We start from the raw sequence: 23,720 nt of genomic DNA on the forward strand, positions 1-23,720 counted from the left end.
CATGAAAGTGTCCGTTCCTGCAGATCGAAATCAAATTCAAAACCCAGATCAAAAGCAAAGTGAATCAATGGATCTATTAACCTCAACTCAATCCATTATAAAAGATGCGGTTCAAAAATTAGGTTTTACCGATGAGATGTACGAGCTATTAAAAGAACCGCTTAGAATGATCACGGTCCGAATCCCGGTCAGAATGGATAATGGTTCGATTAAGATTTTTACAGGCTACCGTTCTCAGCATAATGATGCAGTAGGCCCAACAAAAGGGGGAGTTCGTTTCCATCCAGAAGTAAATGAAGCAGAGGTAAAAGCGTTGTCGATCTGGATGAGTCTTAAGTGCGGAATTACAAATCTCCCTTATGGCGGCGGAAAGGGTGGTATCATTTGCGACCCTAGGAAGATGTCGTTTGGTGAACTAGAGCGATTAAGCCGCGGATATGTTCGGGCGATCAGCCAAATCGTTGGGCCGACAAAAGATATTCCAGCACCTGATGTCTATACAAACTCGCAAATAATGGCGTGGATGATGGATGAGTATAGCCGTATTCGCGAGTTTGATTCTCCTGGTTTTATTACGGGGAAGCCGGTCGTTTTAGGAGGATCACAAGGTCGTGAAACAGCAACAGCCCGCGGTGTAACCATTTGTATTGAAGAAGCTGTAAAGAAAAAAGGAATAAAACTGCAAGGAGCGCGTATCATTGTACAAGGTTTTGGCAATGCTGGCAGTTTTTTAGCCAAATTTATGCACGATTCAGGAGCGCAGGTGATAGGTATCTCAGATGCACATGGCGCACTCTATGATCCAGAAGGGCTTGATATTGAGTACTTGCTTGATCGGCGCGATAGCTTTGGTACGGTAACAAATTTATTTTCAGATATCATCACAAATCAGGAATTACTCGAAAAAGAATGTGACATTCTAGTACCTGCTGCCATTTCAAACCAAATTACAGCACAAAATGCAGAACATATAAAGGCTTCAATTGTCGTAGAGGCAGCAAACGGACCAACAACACTTGAAGCAACAAAAATACTAGATAGAAGAGGCGTTCTACTTGTACCCGATATCCTTGCAAGTGCGGGTGGTGTCACCGTTTCTTATTTTGAATGGGTCCAAAATAATCAAGGATATTATTGGTCAGAGGAAGAAGTTACTACTAAACTAAGAAAAGTCATGGTCGATTCCTTTGATGATATTTATCAAATGTCACAGAAACATCAAGTTGATATGAGACTAGCTGCATATATGGTCGGAATAAGAAAACACGCTGAGGCTTCGCATTATCGGGGCTGGGTTTAAAAAGCTAAACATCTTTCAAGCTACCAAGAGTTTAATCGTGATCAACTAATTGGGGGAATTATCCATGTGGATTATCACTGCTCATTCAAAAAACAGCCTTAAAATGTTTGAGTTTTATACAAAAAAAGAAGCAAATGAAGTATTTGAGCGAATACAGGGTTATAAAATTCTTACAGAAGTAATTTATTTTAATGATCAATTTTCAGGTGGGAACTAACGAAATAAAGTCATAGTATTTTTCTTAAAGGGTTCCGTTTTAAGGTGCTATTCTTAAAATTCGTGCAAAAATGTCAGGTGTTTTGACATCGATATTGGAATTTATAATAGCGAAAACAAGTGTCATAATTTAAAAGTTATGACACAATTTTCCTAGTGCTATATTATCAAGGTAAAATAGGTGCATAAAATTGTTCATAAAGAGTGGTTCATTGGGGGTTACTTTAAGGTAAATTTAAATTAAAAAGAAACCCTTCCTTGAAGTGTTTTAGACTGTAGAAAATCGAGCTTTTCTACAGTCTAAGGGCTACCTAAACAGTAGCTCTTTTTCATTTGAGCTGTTTTAGAAGGTTGAATTGATCTTCTTCTAAAAAGCTAAGTAGTTTTCTTACTGCGAACGAGATGTAACAATCTTTTTTTGTAATAATCCCTAATTCCCACATAGGGGTTGGATTGACTAAAGGGACAATTTTTATATCATGTTGATTCATCTTTGAGTATATAGATTTTGGAAGTATAGTAACGCCTAAATCCTCTTTAACGAGCTCAGCAATAAGATCCCATTGAGAGCTTTTATATGATATATGAGGGTTAAACCCAGCATCTAAACATTCTCTAATTACCCGATCATGTAGAGTAAATTGTTCACTGAAAATAACAAACTTTTCATCTTGTAATTCATGTAAGCTTACAGTGTCTCTGTTAGCTAGTTTATGCTTACGAGAGACGTAAAGGACAAATTCATCTTTCGTAAAAGGATAAACTATAAACTTTTCTATATTAGTTGGTAGAACAATGATACCTAAATCAATTTTTTCTTCATCCACTAATTTTGTTACACTCTTTGCACCCAACTCAATTAATTTCAATGAAACTTTAGGATATAGTTTTCCAAATGAAATAGCTATGTAAGGGAAAAATAGCGTTCCAATTAAAGGTGGAATTCCAATATTAATTTCACCAGTCGGCAATTTCTTTAAATCATCTAACCGTGCAGAAAGATCATTGAATGTGGAAGTAAATTTAAGTGTTGAATCATATACAATTTCCCCAGCATCTGTAAGCTTTAACTGACGTGTTGTACGATCAAATAGCTTTACTTGTAGTTCTTCTTCAAGGTTTTTAATAATCTTACTTAAAGATGGTTGTGATAGATGCACATGAGAAGAAGCTTTAGTGAAACTTTGATGTTCAGCTACAGCCTTGAAGCATTTTAAATGATGAATCTCCATATAGCTATCCTTTCTATTCGGATTTTTCATAAATGTTATTCTTATTATTCATTTTACTTATGGGATCAAAGACAGTAAACTTTTAATTACAAGATAATTCATAATTTATTAAAGGTTAACAGTTTTTAAATATTTTTATGGCTTTTAAGACCATGGTTTATATCACTTTATTTTGTAAGCGCTATCTTGATTTTTGCGTAATTTATTATTTTGTATTTAGTTAAAAAAGGAGGATTTTTTTATGAATAAAGTATGCTCATCTTTTTCAGAAGCCATAAAAGGTATTCATGACGGAGCTACCATTATGGTTGGTGGCTTTGGTCTTTGTGGAATACCAGAGAATCTCATCTTAGCGTTGGCTGAGACTGGTGTTAAAGATTTAACGGTAATATCTAATAACTGTGGTACTGATGATTATGGATTAGGAGTATTACTTAAAAACAAGCAAATCAAAAAGATGATTAGTTCCTATGTAGGAGAAAATAAAGAATTTGAACGACAGGTTTTAGAAGGGGAATTAGAAGTAGAGCTTGTTCCACAAGGTACTTTAGCTGAAAAAATCCGTGCGGGTGGTGCTGGAATTCCAGCTTTTTATACACCAGCTGGGGTAGGGACACCTGTTGCAGAAGGAAAAGAAGTACGCACCTTCGATGGAAAAAAATATGTATTAGAGGAAGCTTTAACGGCTGACTTTGCCATTATAAGAGGTGAGCAATCTGACAAATCCGGTAACCTTATTTTTAATAAAACAGCTCAGAACTTCAACCCAATCATGGCTGCTGCAGGAAAAATTACGATTGCAGAAATAAACGATTTATACGAGATAGGAGCTTTAAATCCTAATCATATTCATACACCAGGTATATATGTACAGCGACTAATTGTTGGGAAACAGGAGAAAAAGATTGAACGATTAACTATTCGTGAAAAAGGAGTGATTTAAGATGAGCTTATCTAAACAAGCAAAGATTTCAACAAGAGATAAAATTGCGATAAGAGCAGAAAAAGAAATCAAAGATGGTTATTACGTAAATTTAGGAATTGGCATACCAACACTCATAGCAAATTATATAAGCAAATATAAACATGTTGTTCTACAATCTGAAAATGGCTTACTTGGCATTGGTCCATATCCAACAGAACAGGAAGTAGATGCAGATTTAATTAATGCAGGAAAAGAGACTGTTTCTGCAATTCCAGGTGCAGCTTACTTTAGTAGTGCAGAATCATTTGCGATGATTCGAGGTGGCCATATTGATATCGCTATATTAGGTGGAATGGAAGTGTCAGAAACGGGTGATTTAGCAAACTGGATGATACCTGGAAAAATGATAAAAGGTATGGGTGGAGCTATGGATTTAGTTCACGGAGCGAAAAGGATCATTGTAATTATGGATCATGTGAATAAAAAAGGTGAACCAAAAATATTAAAGACGTGCTCCCTTCCCTTAACAGGTCAAGGTGTTGTTAGCAGAATCATCACTGATCGTGCTGTTATAGATGTTGCTGAAGAGGGATTAGTACTAGTAGAAGTAGCAAGAGGGTATACAGTTGAAGATATATTGAATTCAACCGAAGCTGCTTTAATTGTAAGCGATAACGTTAAACTTGATGCATATTAAAAGAAAAATAGATTTGCATTTGAAAAAGTTATTTATATTAAATTAATGAAAAATAAATTTTTAGAAAAAAAGTAGTTAGTTATGAAATGTTTTGCACTAACATTAGGGGGAGAATGTTTTGAAGGCAATGATTTCATTTTCGAACAGATTGATGCAAAGGTATATGCCCGACCCGTTTTTACTTGTCATTGTACTTACTTTTTTTGTGATTGGACTTGCCATTTTTTTGACAGATAGCACTCCTGTTCAAATCTTGGGATATTGGGGAGATGGATTCTGGAACCTATTAGAATTCTCCATGCAAATGGTTTTGATCGTTGTAACAGGACATGTTATGGCGAGTAGTCCATTTTTTAAGAAATTATTAGGAAACTTAGCCGATGTACCAAAGTCACCAGGTCAAGCGATTATCCTTGTAACCCTTGTAGCTCTAATTGCATGCTGGATTAACTGGGGATTTGGTCTAATTATTGGAGCTTTGTTTGCAAAAGAAATTGCTAAAAAGGTAGAGGGTGTCGACTATCGATTGTTAATTGCAAGCGCCTATAGTGGATTTATTATATGGAGCGGGGGGCTTTCTTCATCCGTCGCATTAACCATTGCTACTCCAGGTCACTTTACGGAAAAGCTCATAGGTGTTGTTCCAACAAGTGAAACTCTTTTTTCAACATTCAACCTAATCGTTGTAATAGGATTAATTATTTTAGTGCCAATAATCAACCGATTTATGATTCCGCCAAAAGACCAAGCTTTTTTAATCGATCGTAAACTATTAGAAGAAGCGGATGATATCCAAGCAGTTACAGTCGAGCAAATTGAAATGACACCTGCTGATCGTTTGGAAAACAGTAAGCTTCTATCATTACTTATTGGTTTATTAGGTCTTTCTTTTTTAGGATATTACATCCTTACGAACGGATTTGCTATTAATCTTAATATAGTTAATTTTCTATTTCTCTTTATTGGAATCATATTGCACAAAACACCAAAGCTATTTTTAGAAGCCATTGCAGGTTCAGTTAAAAGTGCAAGCGGAATTATTATTCAGTTTCCATTTTACGCAGGGTTAATGGGGATTGTAACTGCTTCAGGACTTGCTGGGATACTATCCAATGCGTTTATCTCTATTTCAAATGAGAATACATTTCACATGTTTACGTTATGGAGTGCGGGTCTGGTAAACTTTTTCGTTCCTTCAGGCGGAGGACAATGGGCTGTTCAAGCACCGGTTATGTTAGAGGCTGCTGAAGCACTGGGCGTTTCTTTACCAAAAACAGCGATGGCTGTTGCATGGGGAGATGCTTGGACGAATATGATTCAACCGTTTTATGCATTGCCAGCTTTAGCAATTGCGGGTTTAAAAGCAAAAGATATCATGGGTTATGGTTTGATTATTATGTTAATTACAGGGATCTATATTTCAGCAGTCTTTTACTTTTTATAATCATATTTTTATTTCGATTAAGTAAAGGTTGACGAGTAATTGAGAAAAAACAAAAGCATTTTTATTATAGAGTCTCAATATTTGGAGGTAGAGATGGTGAAAACAGTTATTATAGATGGCGCACGTACACCGATTGGAAAGTTCGGTGGAGCGCTTTCTTCTTTAACAGCAGCCGAACTAGGCGGTATTGCGATGAGAGAAGCGATGAAGCGAGCAAATGTAAAACCAGAAGAACTTGATGAAGTGATCTTCGGAAATGTTTTGCAGGCAGGACAGGGACAAATCCCATCTCGTCAAGCTGCAAGAAAAGCAGGAATTCCATGGCATGTGAAAACAGAAACCGTGAATAAAGTATGTGCATCTGGACTTCGCAGTGTCACGCTTGCTGACCAGATTATCCGTGCCGGTGATGAAGAAGTGATTTTAGCCGGTGGAATGGAATCAATGTCAAATACACCTTATGCGGTCTCCAAGGCAAGATGGGGCATGAAGATGGGCAATGCACCAATGGTTGATTTAATGATTCATGATGGTCTTTCATGCAGCTTTACTGGTGTCCATATGGGGACATATGGAAACACAACGGCTGATGAATTAGAATTATCACGGGAAATACAGGACGAATGGGCTGTTCGAAGTCATGAACGGGCGATTTCGGCAATCGCCAATGGGACAATGGCCGAAGAAATTATTGCAGTTAAAGTGCCGCAGCGGAAAGGCGATCCCATTATCGTTGATACAGACGAATCACCTCGTAAAGATACAACGAAAGACATTTTGGCGAAACTGCGTCCTGCATTTGACAATAAAGGTACTATTACTGCTGGAAATGCACCTGGTATTAATGATGGAGCAGCTGCACTAATCTTGATGAACGAAAAACGTGCAGTAAAAGAAGGGAAATCGATTTTAGCAACTGTTATCGCTCATGCGGAAGTAGCTGTAGAAGCGGAAAAATTCCCGCAAACACCAGGGCTTGTCATTAATAAACTATTAAAGAAAACAGGTAAAACAGTTGATGAAATTGACTTATTTGAAATAAATGAAGCGTTTGCTGCAGTCGCACTCGCCAGTAACAAAATCGCCGGTCTTGACCCGGAAAAAGTAAACGTAAACGGTGGAGCAGTGGCTCTTGGCCACCCAATTGGTGCAAGTGGCGCACGTATTATTATAACTCTAGCTTATGAATTAAAACGTCGTGGCGGCGGAATAGGAATTGCTGCAATCTGTTCTGGCAGCGGACAGGGTGATGCAGTAATGATTGAAGTAAGTAAAATATAATAATGATTAGCGCTCCACCTTGTGTCGAGCGCTAATCATATATTTATCAACACCTTGTTATATTTAACCTCAGATACGAAGAGCACTTTGCGTAAATGCAATGTGCTTTTTTTGGTGTCCTAGTATGGAAGGCGATTAAAACAAGTATAAGGTACCAGGGGGGTGAGCCCCTTCTTTTTACCGTTGAGGAAATAAAAAAAATCAAAACCTGGTATTATTGTTCGGTGAAAATATTCGTATCTATATTGCAATGAAAAATTCATGAATAAACAAATGAGGTAAAGGCTACTTTTCTGTGATTTTCTTCAAGATAAGTGGGGCTTGTATGCTAGTTGCAGGAGAGAATTTCCTCGATTTCTGAATAATACAAGATGTGGTTTACATAGTGTTTAATAAAGAATGAAAATTTATGGAGAATGTAATTCATTATTTTTTTCCTGCCTTATTATCAAGAACAAGCTTCTATAAAGGGGCTGATTGTATGAGTCGAAATAAATATATGATACCAATCTTCGTATTGTGTATTTTCTTACTCATCATCCTAGTTGTGAATGTATTCCTTTACATTAGGATTCACATTGTATATAGTTCGGGTGTAGGTCCATTTTTATTAATAGGTTTGATCATCATGGCTATTGTTATTCTTTATGTTAAAGGGTATCAAAAACGATAGTCGATTGATTGAGAGTTTCTTGAACAACTACATGATTGCGATTAGCATCCCTTTTAAAGTGGATGCTCTTTTATTATTTTATAGGTTCTGTTAAAGATTAATGTTGATATTCAAAAAAGGAAAAAAGAGAACCTAAGAACGTTCCTGGGTTCTCTTCTTTGTTCTGTATTAACTAATGCTACCCATTGAAGAAGAAACAACTGGAAAATTAAAAACTTTTTAGTATTTTTGCTGGGTTTCCAGCTGCTATTGTATTAGCAGGAACATCTTTTATGGTTAGTGTATTTTAATACTATATTCAGACTAACGTAAACTATCGTAAGTATTTTTGATACCCCGAAATATTCGAAAATCATTAGATAGTTGGAATATTATGTTAAAATAAAGGTAGAAAGATATTTAGAAGGAGGCGGTTATCATGCCAACTTGTCAGAAGTGTGATCATAAGTGGACCTGGAGAGAAACGTTTGTAAAAATAATTCCGTTTCGACATCAAGTAAGCTGTCCATCGTGTCTTCGTACAATGTTATAAGTATATCTGCTATATTACTGCCTTTTATTTTGTTGCAATTCATTCTATTCCTTCTCTGGAAACGAACGAATCCCCATTTAAAAAGTGAAAGAAAAGTGGTGACTAAGTTTACCGTCATCATCATTCTAGGTATACTCCCGCCTTTATATTGTACGGTCGAGCTAGGGATAAATGAATACGACTCAATTTTTCGTACTGAAACATGGTTACATACTCATGAAAAAAGAGTGGTATATGGTTGATGATTTAATGAACGATTTTGAATTAAATGGCAAGACAAAAGAGGAAGTGATGAGCCTATTGGGAGCACCATCTGAAACAGAATATTTTAAAGAAGAAAATAATATGGTTTATTATCTCGGATATGAAAGAGGACTCGTTTCGATCGATAGTGAATGGTTAGTATAGACTTTGATGATAGAGAGAGAGTTGAGAAGGATAAGGTTGTGAAAGATTAGTATTTGTTGAATCAATTATGATGACTGTTAGAAATTGTCAATCTAATAAAGAAAAAGGTCGTTTACTAGCTATAATTCCCTCAGTAAGAGACCTTTTTCTTCCGGCATATGGCTTAAAAATTGTTATAGAACCACGTTCGGTTGTTTAATGGATTCAATGGACTAGCAAATACGATCGAACAAGAACGTCCTCTTCATTCATAAACTCTTTTTCTTGAAAACTAGAATCCTTAAGTTGAAAATCTCAACTTTCTGTACGTTATTCAATAAAATACATCTTTCCATTCACTTCAAGAGACACTGACGATTGTTTCAACTCTTCCTTTAGTGACTTGGCATAATCAACGACTTGATTTATTTTTGTCTTATCCAAATCTTCTGCATAGCTATAGACAATCGTTACTTTTTCCTTGATTAACTTATTATCATCAGAAAGCCACGAACCTGTCCCATTGATCGCAGTTGCTCCTCCAAACATTCTTGAAAATTCTTCTAACGACTTATTAACATAAGGAGTATTATCAATTGGTTGATCAATATTATAAGTAGATGGGACGTAAATTTTTACTATGTCTTCGAGGTAGAATTGTCCTTTTAATGCTGATGATTGTTTCGCTTTAGCTGTTTCTTGTTGTTCGGAAGCGTATACAGAATTAGCTAAAAGTACAATCAATAAAACCGGTATGAACCAATAAAAGATTTTTTTCCTTTCCAAAATTGCCACTCTTTTTTATTCGAAATTTGGCTGGCAAAACGATGGTGTGTTTCTATTTATTATTATACAAGGAACAATTAGTAAATTGTGGAAAGAATTAACTTATATTTTTATTCAAGTCTTTTTTACTATATTAGTGGAAAGGGAAGGGATCTTTTATTTAAAGAAGGAAACATCCATATTAAATAGAATGTATGCTCTTTAAGAGGAGTGTGATCTCGTTGGAGAGAAAATCTTTACAGGTATCTCCGTTACCAGAATATGAAGAAGAAATTGGTCGATGGCTATGGTGTTTAGAAGATGTTCGCCGAACTCTTATAACAAAATTAACTGGAATCAGTCAATATACACTCGACACAAAAATTGATGAAAGACAAACGATTGGCTCGCTGTTATATCATATTGCATTGGTCGAGGCAGATTGGTTATATGTAGAAGTCCTTGGGACTGAATGGGATCCCGAAATACGTTCGTTGTTTCCGTTAGAAGTCCATTCAAAAGACGGCTCTTTAACCCATATTGAAGGACAAAGTTTAGAGGAACATTTTCACCGCCTTAATAAGGTACGTGAAGTATTTCTTTCCCACTTTCGTTCAATGGACTTAACGGATTGGCGGAAACCGAGGGTGCTTGAACACTATGACGTCTCACCAGAGTGGGTTGTCTATCACTTGATTGAACATGAATCACACCACAGGGGCCAGATCTTTCAACTTCTTAGTAACATACAGAAACTGATCAAATAAGATGTTTATCCTTTAACTGAGGCTTGGTATTGATTTATACAGGGTTTTTGTGTTTTGCTCCTTATATGCCAACAATATTGTTTAATAATCTGTCCATTTAGTGGAATAACACATAGTAAGAAAATCGGATATTTATGTTAAAGTATATAGGTCTCTCTTTAAGTCAAAAGTAAAGCGTACATTAATTTGTACGCTTTTAGGCATTTTCTAAAATTGGTCATCCGGATGTAGGTTATTTTGCGAAAATTTGTCAGTAAGAAAGAGTAGTTGATATTATTGGAGGATCCTATCTATTAAATCCATCAAAAGAACAGTTAGAGAAAACAGTACAATACATAAAAGAACTTAATCCTGATATCCTTCATGCTTGTCATTGTACTGATTTACACTCTAAAGTAGCACTTTCAAAAGTAGCAGATATAAAAGAAGTTGGCGTAGGCTTAAAATTGGAATATTTATAGACAGTGGGGAACAATCCTTTAACTATTAAGTTTCTATTATATAACATAATGCCAATTGGGGATTTTTAGGCCATCCTTTGGAGTGATTTGTGAATTTTTGGTGCAAGACTAATACAAACATTTAATAAAGTAAGACCTAATATGTTTAACACTGTTTTAAGTAATGAAAGACGTATTCAATTTAAAGGGGGCTTTTCTTGAATATCCTTGCACCGTGGATGTTCCAGAACGCGATCTTCAACGATCGGGCGCTATCTTGGAGATTAGAACATATTATGGATTCCTGACAATAGGGGAAGGTCTTGTCCATAGACAAGTACCTATATTCAATTAATTAAGTAAACTACCAGATGTGATACTTAAGTAACGGAAGGATCGTCTATTTCAATTGAAGTATAAAAACTCGTTTGCTAGATAAGGGGGATGAAAATGAATAAGAAGAAAAACGGACCAGACATAATAAAGATGACATTTGGAAGAAATTCTTATGTAAAGGACGATGTGACAGATTTAGTATTTGCATGGTTGCATCCTATTATTTCATGTAGACTATGTATTAAGTATTTTATTAAATGGATCATGTCAGTAGATTCTTCTTTAGCACCTAAAGTACATCGATATTTCGTTTTTTTCTTTACACTTGTATTTAGTTCATTTTTGTGGATTTATCTTGGTGTGGGGATTGGGATTCTTTCGAATGATAAGTCAGATTGGGTGAGGCTAGTGACAGAGATTCCAATGATAGCTGGAATGGCCTTTTTGAGTATATTTGGATTATTGTTATTTTTACGGATTGTCATTTCTTTCGTTGAACTGATAAGACTTTTTAAAGTGGATAACTTATTTCTATATGGTGTAGGAGTTGCTGTTGTTTATGGGTTTATTGGCATGATTTCGATTGGAAGTGCATTCCTCTAATCTAAATGATAAGAGGTTTGTAGCGGTACATATTTTACTAGAGTAGGCAGAGGACAAGTTTGAGCAACAATGTGGAGGGATAAGCCCTCTTTTTTTATACTAAAAATAGAAACCAAGATTTTAGGGCTTAAACCTGTCTTATTTACATGATTAATAATTAAAGGGAGTGTACTCAATTTGTCGCAACATGATTTTACCGATGGCAGGATCATGAAACAGCTGTATATGTTCTCAGGGCCGATTATGCTGACCAATTTGCTGCAAGTATCCTATCAATTCATTGATAGCTTGTGGGTTGGCAACCTGCTGGGTGCTAATGCACTTGGGGCGGTTACTGTATCATCTACAGTTGTTTTAACCGTGCTGTCTTTTATTTTAGGGATCAATAATGCCCAATTGACCATTCTATCCCAGCAAAAAGGCAGGGAAGATGACTCTGGGCTTAAAACCTACTTAAATGCTTTTGTTGTTCTTCTCACTGCATTATCTATTTTGATTGGTATCATCGGATTCTTCTTCTCAATGCAGATTTTGGTCATGCTAAATACGCCGAGTGAAATGCTCGATGGGGCGAATGTTTATTTGCAAATTAACTTCATCGGGATTCTGTTTTTGATTGGTTATAATTTTATCAGTACTGTATTAAGGGCATTGGGAGATAGTAAAACACCGCTGAAATTTGTGATGATCGCTGCCATTTTAAATACAGTATTAGATCCGCTTTTTATTTCAGGCTTTGATTTGGGTATACAAGGTGCGGCCTATGCAACAGTATTATCACAAGGCATCGCTTTTCTGCTAGGCATCATTTATACATTACGTTTAAAATTTGTACCGTTTACTTTTCCTTCGGTACCGAAAAGAGAGGAAGTGCTCTTAATCCTTAAGCTGGGCATTCCGTCTGGTCTGCAAATGACTGTTATTTTTGCTGGAGTTACCGCCATCATGACAGTTGTCAACTCTTTCGGCGGGGCAGCAGTGGCAGGGTTTGGGGCCTCGCAGAGAATTGATAGTTTAATTATGCTGCCGGCGATGGCATTGGGTACAGCAGTCAATAGCATGGCAGGGCAAAATATTGGGGCTAACCGCTGGGACCGTGTTAGGGAGATTGCTATCTTTGGAGCTCTTTTTAATTTTATCATTATGCTTGTGATTACCATTATCGTCTTCTTATTCGCTGAACATTTGACTCGTTTGTTTATTCAGGAAGAAGAAGCCGTTTCATTTGGTACGGATTATTTAAGGATCATTGCCTTCTTTTATCCGTTTCTCGGTTTCAATTTCATTTTAAATGGCATTGTCAGAGGTTCCGGTGCCATGTATCAAGTGCTGGTGCTGAATATTTTCTCATTTTGGGTTTTGCGTTATCCTTTAACATTTATTTGTTCTAATGCTTTTGGGCAAAACGGCATTGCAATCGGCATGGGAATTGGTTTTATCATCAGCAGCATCTTCGCTTTTGCTTATTATAAATGGGGGAAATGGAGAAAGCAGAGGTTGTTTGCTTAACATGTCTTTTAAGTAACCGACCGGGCTGTATTTAAGAAAGTGAGAAAAAATCGTTGGGGATTCATTTTCATGAATGATCCCCAGCTTATCATTATAAAAAAACTACCGAGCTTTTAAAATAAAATCTGTCCCCGTCATCACAACAGGAATGGGGATACCACTGTGTATGAATCTTCCCACCGATCTATAAGGTTAAATAACACCGCCATTTTTCTGAATTTTATTCACTAAATTAACCTTAGAGTCATCCAAATGATTTTTGACAACAGCCTTAATATCGGTGACATTTCCTCCTTTTAAAGCTTCTACAATGGCAATATGCTGATGGATAGCTGATGTAATCATTTCTTTCGAGATAAGGGAACTTTCGACAGCTAAAAATCGATAATTCATTATGTTTGTATAGATACTGATATTTTTCTTGTTTCCTCCCAATTTTAAATACTCTAGATGAAAAGCCAGATTATAATCCTTCCTTAAATAGTCTTCAAGTGGAAGAATTTCTACGTCATAAAGAGATTGCTGAATAATTTGCTGCATCTTCGAAAGCTCTTTTAATAAGTCCTCTTTTGATAGCTGTGCAACTTTATCAACCACCCAAAATTCTAACATTAAACGTGTATCCATAATGTCTAATACATCTTGTATTTCGATAGCGTTTACAAAAGTGCCTACTTTTGAAACGGTGGTGACTAATCCGTCCATTTCAAGACGATTAAGGGCATCACGGATTGGTGTTCTGCTTACACCTAAATTCTGTACCAACTCCGGGATCAAAAGCTTTTGATGGGGATCAAACTCCCTGCGAATAATTTTATCCTTGAGAATATTATACGTTTTATCCCATAGATTTGAGTTATCAATTTTTGGAATATTCATCAGTTCTACTCCTTTATAACCAATATATAGAATTTTCTGTTATATACAACATATTTTAAACTAAAAGAAAAATATCGTCAATTAGATGACTGAAATCATCAAATTAAATCTATAAATTAAATAATTTTAATAATCAAACTATTGACAAAATTCTAAAGGCGAATTAACATACAGATAAATGATGTATACAACATTTAAGTGGTGGACGAGAAAAGGTCTGGTGGAAATCAGGAAGCGGTTACATTTTGAAAATGAAACTGCTGCCTTTGTACATCATTCTTTCCCTTCCATCAGGTACGAAAGTAATCTAATGACTAATTAGCACGAAGGAGGAATGAAATGATTAGGCCAGAAGGTATTATTGCAGCGATGATAACCCCTTTCACAAATGAACAAGAGGTTAACGAGCATGGAATTCGAAAACTAGTCAATCAATTAATTGATCGTGGTGTACATGGATTATTTTGTTTAGGAACAAATGGTGAATTTTTTTCGCTCACTTTTGATGAAAAGGTAGAGATTGCAAGAATCATAGTCGATGAAGCAAAAGGGAGAGTTCCCATCTATGTAGGGGCTGGTTGTATAAGCACTGCAGAAACAATCAGGTTAACGAAAAGGTTGGAGCAGTTGAATGTCGATGCCGTGTCCGTCATTACTCCTTATTTTCTGCCGTTCACTCAAGAGGAATTATACGAACATTACCGTCAGATCGCAAATTCAACTCAGCTTCCGATTATTCTTTATAATATTCCGGATCGTACCGGAAATAATTTGGAAGCGCATACAGTATCGAGGCTTTCAGAGATTGATAATATCGTAGGAATTAAAGATAGCAGCGGTAAGATTGATCAAATTTTACAATACCTAGATGTGGTTAACCCGGATTTTTCCGTTCTAGCTGGGACAGACTCTCTTATTTTACCTACTCTAATGGCTGGGGGAAAGGGAGCCATTGCTGCAACGGCAAATGTGCTTCCGCAAACAGTTGCATCAATCTATGAAAACTGGAAAGCCGAAAAATATGATGAAGCACAGATTGCTCAGACACAGTTAAGGGATCTGCGGTCAGCAATGAAGCTTGGAACACTTCCAGCAGGGTTAAAAGAAGCGCTTAATTTTACAGGATTTCCTGCTGGTCCATCAAGGTCTCCTGTCAGATCATTAACGAACCAAGATAAAAGTAAAGTAGAAACAATCATGAAAAAATATGCTGAAAACAACTTAATCAAATCAGTATAAGCTGGAATATGAATCGTACATCTAAGATATATTCATACATATTATTCACATAATTTGAAGGAGGTTTTGTATATGAAGAAGTTATTTGGTTTACTGTTTGCTTTCATGACAACGATTTTAGTGTTAACAGCCTGCGGTTCGTCAGGCCAGGATGCAAAAACCGCTTCCGGGAAAAATGCTGATGAAATAGAATTTCCCACTAAGCCAATTGAGCTGATTGTTCCTTGGGATGCTGGCGGCAGTACTGATCTTATCGCAAGAACATTAGCGAAGGAAGTAGAGAAGGAGCTAGGCCAGCCAGTTACGGTAGTCAACAAGCCGGGAGCAGGCGGTACACTAGCTGCTACCGAAGTTGCCAAGTCACCTGCAGATGGTTATAAAATCATGATTTCTTCAAATAGTCCATTTACCTCTCAACCGAATATAAAGCCAACACAATATTCAATTGAAGATTTCAGAGTCGTTCATGCTACAACATATGAGAATATGGCGATCCTGACACACTCCAATTCTAAATGGGATACGCTGGAAGATTTAATGAAGGAAAAAGATAGTGGTACGACTATTAAGTATGCAACCTCTGGAGCGGGTGGATTTTCTCATCTTGCTAGTGCGACATTTTTTGATGAATCTGGTTTAAAAGGCCAATATGTACCTTTTAAATCCGGAGCAGAGACGATTACTGCTTTATTGGGTGAACAAGTTGATCTTATTACTGTCCATCCTGGAGAGGCAATGGAACATGTGAAGTCAGGAAAACTTAAATTCCTTGGAGTATTTAGTGAAGATGAGGCACCTGAAATCCCTGATGTGCCAACCTTTAAAGAAAAAGGAATGGATTTAGTATGGGGTGTCTATAAGTTCATTGTCGTACCGAAGGATGTACCAGAAGATGTTTATAAAAAATTAAATGAAGCATTTGCTGAAGCATATGCATCAGATAGTTACAAAGAATTCCTTGAAAAATCGAATCTAACTAGCTATGACAAAAGTCCAGAACAAATTGAAGAAAAAATCAAAGCGGAAATAAAAGAAACTAAGGTTTGGATTGACAAAATTAAATTTGCTCAATAGCAGTCTGATGGGTACAAGCTTACATGCAGGGTTGTACCCATCCTCCTGAATGATGTATGAAGAATTTGTGTGATTTCGAAAGTAACGACAACTCAATCGTCGTTTGCATAGATAACGGCTCATAATGTTTAAGAAAATTCAGCGAAGAAGGTTTTTATCATAATCGTAAGAGACCGATTAAATAAAGAAAGGAAATGTTATTTATGAAGAACGCAGGAGTTTGGGTGGGGTGTTTTATATTCGTTTTTGCCCTGATTATTTTTTCAACAGCGTTAACCTATGAATATTATGGATCGATTGGACCAGGTCCAGGTTTATTCCCTTTATGGTTAAGTGGGGCATTGATTGTTCTGTCACTATTATATATAGCAGAATCTATGTTCAAACATAAAATTAGTTTCAGCGATATTCTTCCCAGAGGAAAGGGTTTAAGAAATACCATCCTGTTCATCTTGTCGTTTATTTTGTTCATGATCATTGTTCCCGCAACTGGGTTTTGCATAGCAGGCATTATCATGTTGTTTATTGTCTTACTACCAAGTTATAAATGGTACCTCTGCCTTGGTATTTCTACCACTGTTACGTTATTCTTTTTCGTCGTGTTCTATAATTTGCTTAAAATACCGTTACCGGTAAATTCATTGGGATGGTAGGGGATCTGAATGGAGTCATTTAGTCTATTATTATCTGGTTTTGAAACAGCTATGTCGTGGTCTAATCTATTATATTGTCTCATTGGTGTAACAATTGGAATGCTTGTCGGAGTATTGCCGGGACTTGGGCCAACAACTGCAACTGCTGTCCTTCTCCCGCTTACGTTTGGAATGGGACCTATTTCAGCTATTATCATGCTTTCTGGAATCTATTATGGTGCCATGTATGGAGGAACAATTACTTCTGTACTCATTAATACACCTGGGGAATCTGCCTCTGTCATAACTTGTATGGATGGACATCCACTAGCAAAACAGGGAAGGGCAGGTGCTGCATTAGGAGTTGCAGGCATTGGTTCCTTTATTGGTGGAACATTTTCTATTTTAGGCTTAACCTTTATTGGACCGCCAATTGCGGAGTTTGCGCTAAAATTTGGTCCGCCTGAATTTTTTGCATTGATGGTAATGGGGATGATTATGGTCATTGGGTTAATGGGTCAGTCTTTACTCCGCGGTCTCATTGCAGTATTAATTGGACTTACACTTGCCATGATCGGGATGGATCCGATTACAGGACTTGACCGATTTACGTTTGGGCAGGCGAAATTAATGGAAGGCTTTGATTTTGTCATGATTGCCATGGGGTTATTCGGAATGTCAGAAATATTAATCGGCATAGAAAATCAGGGCAAAACGCAAAAACCTCCAAAAGTGAAAGGCGTTTTTCCAAGGAAGGAAGAATGGTCACCCGCATTAAAATCAATTGGACGAGGGACGGGATTGGGATTTCTAACTGGATTGATTCCGGGAACGAACTCGGTAATACCTGCCATCATGTCTTACTCTTTGGAAAAAAAGCTTGCAAAAGATCCATCAAGATTTGGAAAGGGTGCCATTGAAGGTGTAGCTGGCCCGGAAACGGCAAACAATTCCTATTGCGGTGGTGCCTTAATACCTTTGTTTACACTTGGACTTCCTAGTTCGCCGACAATCGCTGTTTTACTAGGTGCTTTTATTATGAATGGTCTTACTCCAGGTCCTGCCCTGTTTCAATCTAATCCGGATATTGTCTGGGCCATTATTGCAAGTATGTTTATCGGTAATTTTTTACTTTTAGTTATGAATCTGCCTCTTGCAGGTGTTTGGGCTAAAATTGCAATGGTACCTGCGAAGCTATTGTATCCAATCATCCTGTTAATTGCGATTCTCGGTTCGTATAGTGTTAACAACAGTTTATGGGACGTTGGGGCAATGCTGGTATTTGGTGTAATCGGTTACTTTTTTAAAAAGGTTGATATCCCAATCGCGCCGATTGTTTTAACCTTTGTGTTAGGTGGTTTGATGGAAAACTCGCTGCTGCAATCACTTGCGATGTTCGAAGGTGATGTCCTTGGCTTCTTCAGCAGGCCAATTGCAGGCTCTGTCCTTGTGTTTTCCATGGTTGTTTTCGTGTTTAGTCTCGTATCTGGATTTAGAAAAAAGAAAAGCATGATTGCAAGTGATATTGAAATGTAATGAGACAGAAAAATTTATAATGGAGGTAATTTTTCAATGAAAGTAGTTTCTACTTCTCCGTCATTCGGCATGTATTCGAATGAGCCTATTGAGTACTTGAATGATCATGGAATTGAATTAGTCCGTATTTCTGATGGGGCGCCCACATCAGAATTGTTTTCCGAATTAGCGGATGCTGATGCTGTCATTGTAGGTTATACAGAAATAAACCAAAGCTTGTTAGAGCATTCTCCAAATTTGAAAATTGTCTGCAAGCATGGAGTGGGATACGACAATATTGACTTGGAAGCAACAAGAAGGAAAAGTGTCTGGGCAACAAATGTTCCAGATGGTAATAAAATGGCGGTTGCAGACTATGTTTTTGGCTTATTTTTTTCCTTGGCAAGAAATATCCCTCAAGCAAATACTTTGACAAAGGATGGCGAGTGGCCAAGGATAATTGGAACTGAGGTCTATGGGAAAACGTTAGGAGTTATCGGCCTTGGAAGAATCGGAAAAGAGGTCGTGCGCAGGGCAAAAGGATTTGACATGAACATCCTTGCCTTTGAACCTTATCCTGATGTAGCCTTTGCTGAAGAAAATGATGTGACATTTACTGAACTCCCAGAGCTGCTGATACAAAGTGACTTTGTAACCCTGCATATGCCATTGAATGAGCAAACGAAAAACCTCATTGGTGCAGAACAACTAAACATCATGAAAAAGACAGCCTATTTAATTAATGTTTCCCGCGGAGGGATGGTTGATGAAGATGCCCTTTATGCTGGGTTATCAGAAAAGAAGATTGCCGGGGCAGCTATCGATGTATTTTTAAAAGAGCCTGTGACAAACCATCCATTATTTACATTGCCAAACTTTATTGCTACCTCGCATATTGCAGGTTATACGTACGAAGCCATTAATAATGTGGGGATGACGAGTGTAAGAAATATTGTCAATGTACTTGTAAAGGGTGAAAGACCAACACAAGTAGTGAATCAACTTTAATACATACAATCACATGCATTGATTATAAGGAGGAGTAGAAGCTTTATGAATCATTTTTATCAATTTTTTACTGCGAATCACATTATCTCTGGAGCACATTCACTTGATCAGCTTTCGGAACATCTGCATCTTGTCAAAAGGAAAATCGATTCTGCTTTAATTGTGGCTCAACCAGCTCTTCAAAGATTAGGGTTCATTGATACATTAGAAAAGCAATTATCAGAAAAAGGGATTAAAACCTTTACGATCAATCATGTTATGCCTGAACCAACGATTCAAAATATTGAGGATATCTATCAGGATATCGCTGATAAAGAGTTTGATCTATTGATAGGAATTGGTGGTGGCAGTGTCCTTGATGCTACAAAACTTCTCTCTGTTTTAAAAACAAATGATTATTCCATTCGGGACCTTTTAGGCGGGAACCAAATTGAAAAAGAAGGGATTCCAACGATCTTAATTCCTTCTACTTCAGGAACAGGATCAGAGGTTACTCCAAATTCGATTGTTACAGTACCTGAAGAAGAGTTGAAAGTAGGAATCGTTAGTAAATACTTTCTTCCAAAGCTGGTTATCCTTGATCCGATGTTAACCATAAGTCTCCCGAAATCAATTACAGCAGCTACTGGCATGGATGCATTTACCCATTCTCTTGAATCCTATATTTCAAATAAAGCAAATCCAATGAGTGATATGTTTGCTTTAGAATCGATTAGACTTATCTCCTCAAGCATTCTAGAAGCCTATCATCATGGTTCATCGATTGAAGCAAGAGAAAAAATGCTCCTCGGTTCTATGTACGGCGGAATGGCATTAACAAGCGCAGGAACCGCGGCAGTTCATGCTTTGGCATATCCTTTGGGCGGCAAGTTTAACATTCCTCACGGTGTGGCAAATTCAATGTTGTTGCCGCATGTGATGGCATTTAATATGGATGTGATAACAGAAAAACTTGTTGAAGTAAGTAAAGCAATGGGAATCGATCAAGCGGAGGAATCCCCAGAAAAACTAGCTGAGAAGGTGATCGAACAAATCGCTGAATGGACAAAGGAATTGAATATTCCTCAAAATTTAAAGGAATATGGGGTCGATGAACAAGACATTCCTCATTTGGCTGAGTCGGCTTTAAAGGTAACTCGGTTATTAAATAACAATCCGAAGTCGCTGACGATTGACCAAATGGAGAAGATTTATCGTATATTATTGCCATAAATAGTGAAATGGCTGGATGTCATTTGTATTGTTTTGGATTGTATTAACGAAAAAGTGTTTTGCAATATTAAAACGGTCTTTAAAATATTTAATAGGGGAAGAAAGTTAAAGAGCCAGAAAAGTTCTTGTGAATTATCAGAACTTTTCTGGCTTTTATTACTGCTGGAAACAAAATTGTAGAGGAACTAAATACAGTTATTTTTGCATCAAGAATCAGCTAATAACTCGTCTATTTCAGCTGCAGCACGGTCTAAACCATACTTAACAGACAATTCACCTTCAAATATTTTATTCAAGTACTCACAGTACACTTCGTCGATTTTACTCCAGTTCTTAACTTTGGGCCATAAAAAAGCATTTTCCGTAGCCTCCTTATAAGAATGAAGATAAGAATCTTTCGGTATTTTCATAGCTTTGACTGCCTCCAGGTTTGTTGGCATTAATCCAGTTTGCGCCATGCGAAGCTGCGCATTCTTGTCTGTCATCCAGTTCATGAAAGTCCATGCCGCAGCTGGTCGTTTACTGCCCTTCATAATCACGAGGTTTTCGCCGCCTATAATTGATACAGGTCCATTATCATGTGGAAACGGAACTGGAATGGTCAGGTTTTGAGCACGATCCAATTCTGCTTTATCTAATAGACTGTAGAACCAGGGGCCTTCGTCCGTCATAAGGATATTTCCGGATTTTACTCGTTCAAAATTTTTGTCATCACCGGATTGATCAGGAAGATTAATAAGTTCTTCTTTATAAAGTAGTGTTAATTGCTCTACAGCATCGATCGTTTCTTGACTATTTAAATATCCGGAAGCCTTGTTGAAATTCTTATCGGAAATGGCCCCGCCAAGGCTGTATATATAAGGAATCGTATCCCAAGGTTCCAATCCTCCAAGTCCGATAGATAAGCGATGATGATGTGCAATCTTTATCACTTCTTCCATTGTGTGCGGAGGCGTTGAATAGCCGGCTCGTTTTAGAAGTTCTCGGTTAAAGATCGCAGTCTTCGTGTAAATATTAAGCGGAAGAGAATAATAATTTTTTTTGTAATAGCCTCCAGCCATCGCATGAGGAGAAAACCTGCTTTGGATATCTTGAAAACCTGGGAACATGTTTAACGGTTCGAGAAGCCCTTTAAGTGAAAATTCAGGAACCCAGGCAATATCAAGCCTGACCACATCTGGACCTCTGTTTGAAGAGGCACGTGCGATTAATGTGTTCTTTAATTCATTATTAAAAGCAAAGTTGATCGACTCGACCCGCATGTTCGGATGCTCACGCTCAAAAGCAGGGATCAACTCTAGTTCTAACAGCTCGGTTTCTTTGTCGTTGTAGGTGTGCCAAAACGTAATCACTGTTTTTTCATCATTTTGAAGCGATTGAACCTGCTTTGGATCGGAAATCATCGACTGACTTTTACAAGCTGCTAACAATACGAGAATCAGTAAATAGGCTGCCAGCTTCCATCCCATATCGGTAACATCCTTTCTTAATCTAGCCAATCTTGCTCACCTGGTGTTTTTCCCTGTAAGCCATTGGGGTTAATCCGGTTACCTTTTTAAACACTTTGCTGAAATATTTTACGTCTTTAAAGCCTGCAGCTTCAGCTATATCGTAAATTCGATTTTCATTTTCCACTAATAGGCGCTTCGCTTCCCTGATCCGCAGATCAATCAGATAATCGACAAAATTTCGGCCTGTTTGTTTTTTGAAATAGAGACTGAAATAACTTTTACTGAGATGCACGATATCTGCTACACTCTGCAGTGTTATGTTCTCGGTATAACGGGCACCTATATATTCCAGTGCTTTCTTTATTAAATCCTCGTCATATCCATTATCAATCAGTTTTGGTGTTAACGTAGACCTGATTTCTTCTAGCTGGCAAACCAGCAGGGATACCATTTGATCAATTGTCTCCGTTTGGAAAAGCAAATCATGCCGCTCTGGGAGCATAGATTCTTCAGCACCGAGCAATCGGTAGGTGCCTGTGAGAAGGCTGCACGCCTCATGCTTTACATGTTCTGAAGTCAGGGCCTCGCCATTCCAGCGTTTAAGCGCATATTCAATTGCGGATGATGTTGGATCTCCATTGCTGATCATATCGAAGAATGGCTTCCAATTATGGATTTTTTTATCGATTCTTATATTTTCCAACCCATTCATATGATAAAAACCGCCTAATCCTTCAAAAAAACGTCTTTGGCAGGCTGAAAAACTGTTTTTAAATCCCTTAAGAATGCTGTTTATACCTTGCTCTTTTACTAAACCTGCCGATGTTGAAACGTCCCATTCCTTTTCTATAAACTGCTTCCACTGAAGGAATTGCTGCTGCTCCGTCCCATTAAGATCAGGAAAAATGAGAAACATGCTGCTTTCGGCAACAATCATTGCGGTCCCAATCTCGATTTGCTCATAAAACATTTTCTGCCATTCCTCCAAAAGGAACTGCATATAGAGAAAGCCGTGATTTTCCCTCCATTCCTCTGCACCATCCAGCATAAGATAAACACAAGCGTACGAATGTTCCAGCCATGAAGGCGCCCACTCGGTTGAAGAAAAGGAGGTCTGCTCTTGCACGATCAATCTTTTCATTTCCTGTTCAACACGTTTTCTTTCAAGATAGACGGCTTCTTGTTGATAGTGATTCAATTCAGAATTCTTTTGCCGTTCCTCGTTTAGCATCGTGATACAGTGCCTGAGGACGGCAAGAAGATCTTCTTTTTTTAGAGTTAGCTTTAACAAATAATCGACCGCGCCGAGTTTAAGACCTTCTTTTACGTATTCAAAGTCACTATAGTTGCTGATCAGGATTACTTTGAGCCATGGGTAAAGCTCTAGTGCTTTCTTTGTAAGTTCAATCCCGCCTAACAAAGGCATTTTTATATCGGTAATGAGAATATCATACGGTTGTTTTTCAAGAGCAGAAAGGGCTTCGGCACCGTTTGCGTATTGGTCATCAACCATTATTCCTTCCTTTTCCCAATCAATAAAGGATGTAATTCCTTTCCGGATAACAGGCTCATCATCCACTATAAGAACTCTAAACATAATGTT

The 23,720-nt window shown here is 37.4% G+C and carries 21 protein-coding genes; 16 read left to right on the top strand and 5 right to left on the bottom strand.

Annotated features, from left to right (window positions below):
* Positions 1–67: 67 nt before the first annotated feature.
* The gene (locus tag GMB29_RS12270; protein ID WP_227551741.1) at positions 68–1,300 is read left to right on the top strand and encodes a Glu/Leu/Phe/Val family dehydrogenase; all 1,233 of its coding nucleotides are present in this window, start codon (positions 68–70) and stop codon (positions 1,298–1,300) included.
* 64 nt (positions 1,301–1,364) lie between these two features.
* Positions 1,365–1,517 carry a hypothetical protein gene (locus GMB29_RS27015; RefSeq protein WP_168733842.1) on the top strand — a complete coding sequence of 51 codons (153 nt, stop codon included), beginning with the start codon at positions 1,365–1,367 and terminating at the stop codon, positions 1,515–1,517.
* A 328-nt stretch (positions 1,518–1,845) separates the two neighbouring features.
* On the opposite strand, the gene GMB29_RS12275 is transcribed toward GMB29_RS27015, so the two are convergent.
* On the bottom strand, positions 1,846–2,748 hold the full coding sequence (locus GMB29_RS12275; protein WP_136354333.1) for a LysR family transcriptional regulator: 903 nt from the start codon (positions 2,746–2,748) through the stop codon (positions 1,846–1,848).
* Between the two features lie 241 nt (positions 2,749–2,989).
* Here GMB29_RS12275 and GMB29_RS12280 point away from each other — a divergent pair, with 241 nt between their 5' ends.
* From GMB29_RS12280 to GMB29_RS12300, 5 genes are all read left to right on the top strand, one after another.
* A complete protein-coding gene (locus GMB29_RS12280; protein WP_136353942.1) occupies positions 2,990–3,691 on the top strand; it encodes a CoA transferase subunit A in 702 nt (233 codons plus the stop codon).
* A gap of 1 nt (position 3,692) precedes the next feature.
* Entirely contained in the window at positions 3,693–4,370 is a 678-nt protein-coding gene (locus GMB29_RS12285) for a CoA transferase subunit B (RefSeq protein ID WP_136353944.1), read from the top strand.
* A gap of 118 nt (positions 4,371–4,488) precedes the next feature.
* The gene (locus GMB29_RS12290; protein WP_136353946.1) at positions 4,489–5,814 is read left to right on the top strand and encodes a short-chain fatty acid transporter; all 1,326 of its coding nucleotides are present in this window, start codon (positions 4,489–4,491) and stop codon (positions 5,812–5,814) included.
* Between the two features lie 93 nt (positions 5,815–5,907).
* Positions 5,908–7,095, top strand: a complete 1,188-nt coding sequence (locus tag GMB29_RS12295) for an acetyl-CoA C-acetyltransferase (protein WP_136353948.1) — start codon at positions 5,908–5,910, stop codon at positions 7,093–7,095.
* Positions 7,096–8,516: 1,421 nt separating this feature from the next.
* Entirely contained in the window at positions 8,517–8,708 is a 192-nt protein-coding gene (locus GMB29_RS12300; protein ID WP_136353950.1) for a hypothetical protein, read from the top strand.
* A gap of 309 nt (positions 8,709–9,017) precedes the next feature.
* On the opposite strand, the gene GMB29_RS12305 is transcribed toward GMB29_RS12300, so the two are convergent.
* A complete protein-coding gene (locus GMB29_RS12305) occupies positions 9,018–9,473 on the bottom strand; it encodes a DUF3574 domain-containing protein (RefSeq protein WP_227551677.1) in 456 nt (151 codons plus the stop codon).
* Between the two features lie 221 nt (positions 9,474–9,694).
* On the opposite strand from GMB29_RS12305, the gene GMB29_RS12310 reads away from it, so the two are divergent.
* The 3 genes from GMB29_RS12310 (at position 9,695) to GMB29_RS12320 (ending at position 13,107) form a co-directional block, all read left to right on the top strand.
* Positions 9,695–10,219 (top strand): DinB family protein, encoded by a 525-nt coding sequence (locus GMB29_RS12310; protein ID WP_136353952.1) that lies wholly within the window; start codon positions 9,695–9,697, stop codon positions 10,217–10,219.
* An 890-nt stretch (positions 10,220–11,109) separates the two neighbouring features.
* The gene (locus tag GMB29_RS12315) at positions 11,110–11,598 is read left to right on the top strand and encodes a hypothetical protein (RefSeq protein WP_136353954.1); all 489 of its coding nucleotides are present in this window, start codon (positions 11,110–11,112) and stop codon (positions 11,596–11,598) included.
* Positions 11,599–11,775: 177 nt separating this feature from the next.
* Positions 11,776–13,107, top strand: a complete 1,332-nt coding sequence (locus GMB29_RS12320; protein WP_227551678.1) for an MATE family efflux transporter — start codon at positions 11,776–11,778, stop codon at positions 13,105–13,107.
* A gap of 192 nt (positions 13,108–13,299) precedes the next feature.
* Here GMB29_RS12320 and GMB29_RS12325 read toward each other — a convergent pair whose 3' ends face one another.
* On the bottom strand, positions 13,300–13,986 hold the full coding sequence (locus GMB29_RS12325; RefSeq protein ID WP_136353956.1) for a GntR family transcriptional regulator: 687 nt from the start codon (positions 13,984–13,986) through the stop codon (positions 13,300–13,302).
* A 339-nt stretch (positions 13,987–14,325) separates the two neighbouring features.
* Here GMB29_RS12325 and dapA point away from each other — a divergent pair, with 339 nt between their 5' ends.
* From dapA to GMB29_RS12355, 6 genes are all read left to right on the top strand, one after another.
* Positions 14,326–15,225, top strand: coding sequence for a 4-hydroxy-tetrahydrodipicolinate synthase (gene dapA, locus GMB29_RS12330; protein WP_136353958.1), 900 nt, complete (start codon positions 14,326–14,328; stop codon positions 15,223–15,225).
* A 72-nt stretch (positions 15,226–15,297) separates the two neighbouring features.
* Positions 15,298–16,299 (top strand): tripartite tricarboxylate transporter substrate binding protein, encoded by a 1,002-nt coding sequence (locus GMB29_RS12335; protein ID WP_136353960.1) that lies wholly within the window; start codon positions 15,298–15,300, stop codon positions 16,297–16,299.
* A gap of 203 nt (positions 16,300–16,502) precedes the next feature.
* A complete protein-coding gene (locus GMB29_RS12340) occupies positions 16,503–16,952 on the top strand; it encodes a tripartite tricarboxylate transporter TctB family protein (protein WP_168733844.1) in 450 nt (149 codons plus the stop codon).
* Between the two features lie 9 nt (positions 16,953–16,961).
* A complete protein-coding gene (locus GMB29_RS12345) occupies positions 16,962–18,467 on the top strand; it encodes a tripartite tricarboxylate transporter permease (RefSeq protein ID WP_136353964.1) in 1,506 nt (501 codons plus the stop codon).
* 36 nt (positions 18,468–18,503) lie between these two features.
* Positions 18,504–19,454, top strand: coding sequence for a phosphoglycerate dehydrogenase (locus GMB29_RS12350; RefSeq protein ID WP_136353966.1), 951 nt, complete (start codon positions 18,504–18,506; stop codon positions 19,452–19,454).
* Between the two features lie 45 nt (positions 19,455–19,499).
* Positions 19,500–20,666 (top strand): iron-containing alcohol dehydrogenase, encoded by a 1,167-nt coding sequence (locus GMB29_RS12355; protein WP_136353968.1) that lies wholly within the window; start codon positions 19,500–19,502, stop codon positions 20,664–20,666.
* Positions 20,667–20,872: 206 nt separating this feature from the next.
* Here the strand turns inward: GMB29_RS12355 and GMB29_RS12360 are convergent, their stop codons facing one another.
* Positions 20,873–22,165, bottom strand: a complete 1,293-nt coding sequence (locus GMB29_RS12360; RefSeq protein ID WP_136353970.1) for an extracellular solute-binding protein — start codon at positions 22,163–22,165, stop codon at positions 20,873–20,875.
* The gene (locus GMB29_RS12365) at positions 22,158–23,714 is read right to left on the bottom strand and encodes a response regulator (protein WP_136353972.1); all 1,557 of its coding nucleotides are present in this window, start codon (positions 23,712–23,714) and stop codon (positions 22,158–22,160) included. Before GMB29_RS12365 ends, GMB29_RS12360 begins: the two co-directional genes overlap by 8 nt.
* Positions 23,715–23,720 lie beyond the last annotated feature (6 nt).

It is taken from the genome of Metabacillus sediminilitoris (genome assembly GCF_009720625.1).
Taxonomy (GTDB): domain Bacteria; phylum Bacillota; class Bacilli; order Bacillales; family Bacillaceae; genus Metabacillus; species Metabacillus sediminilitoris.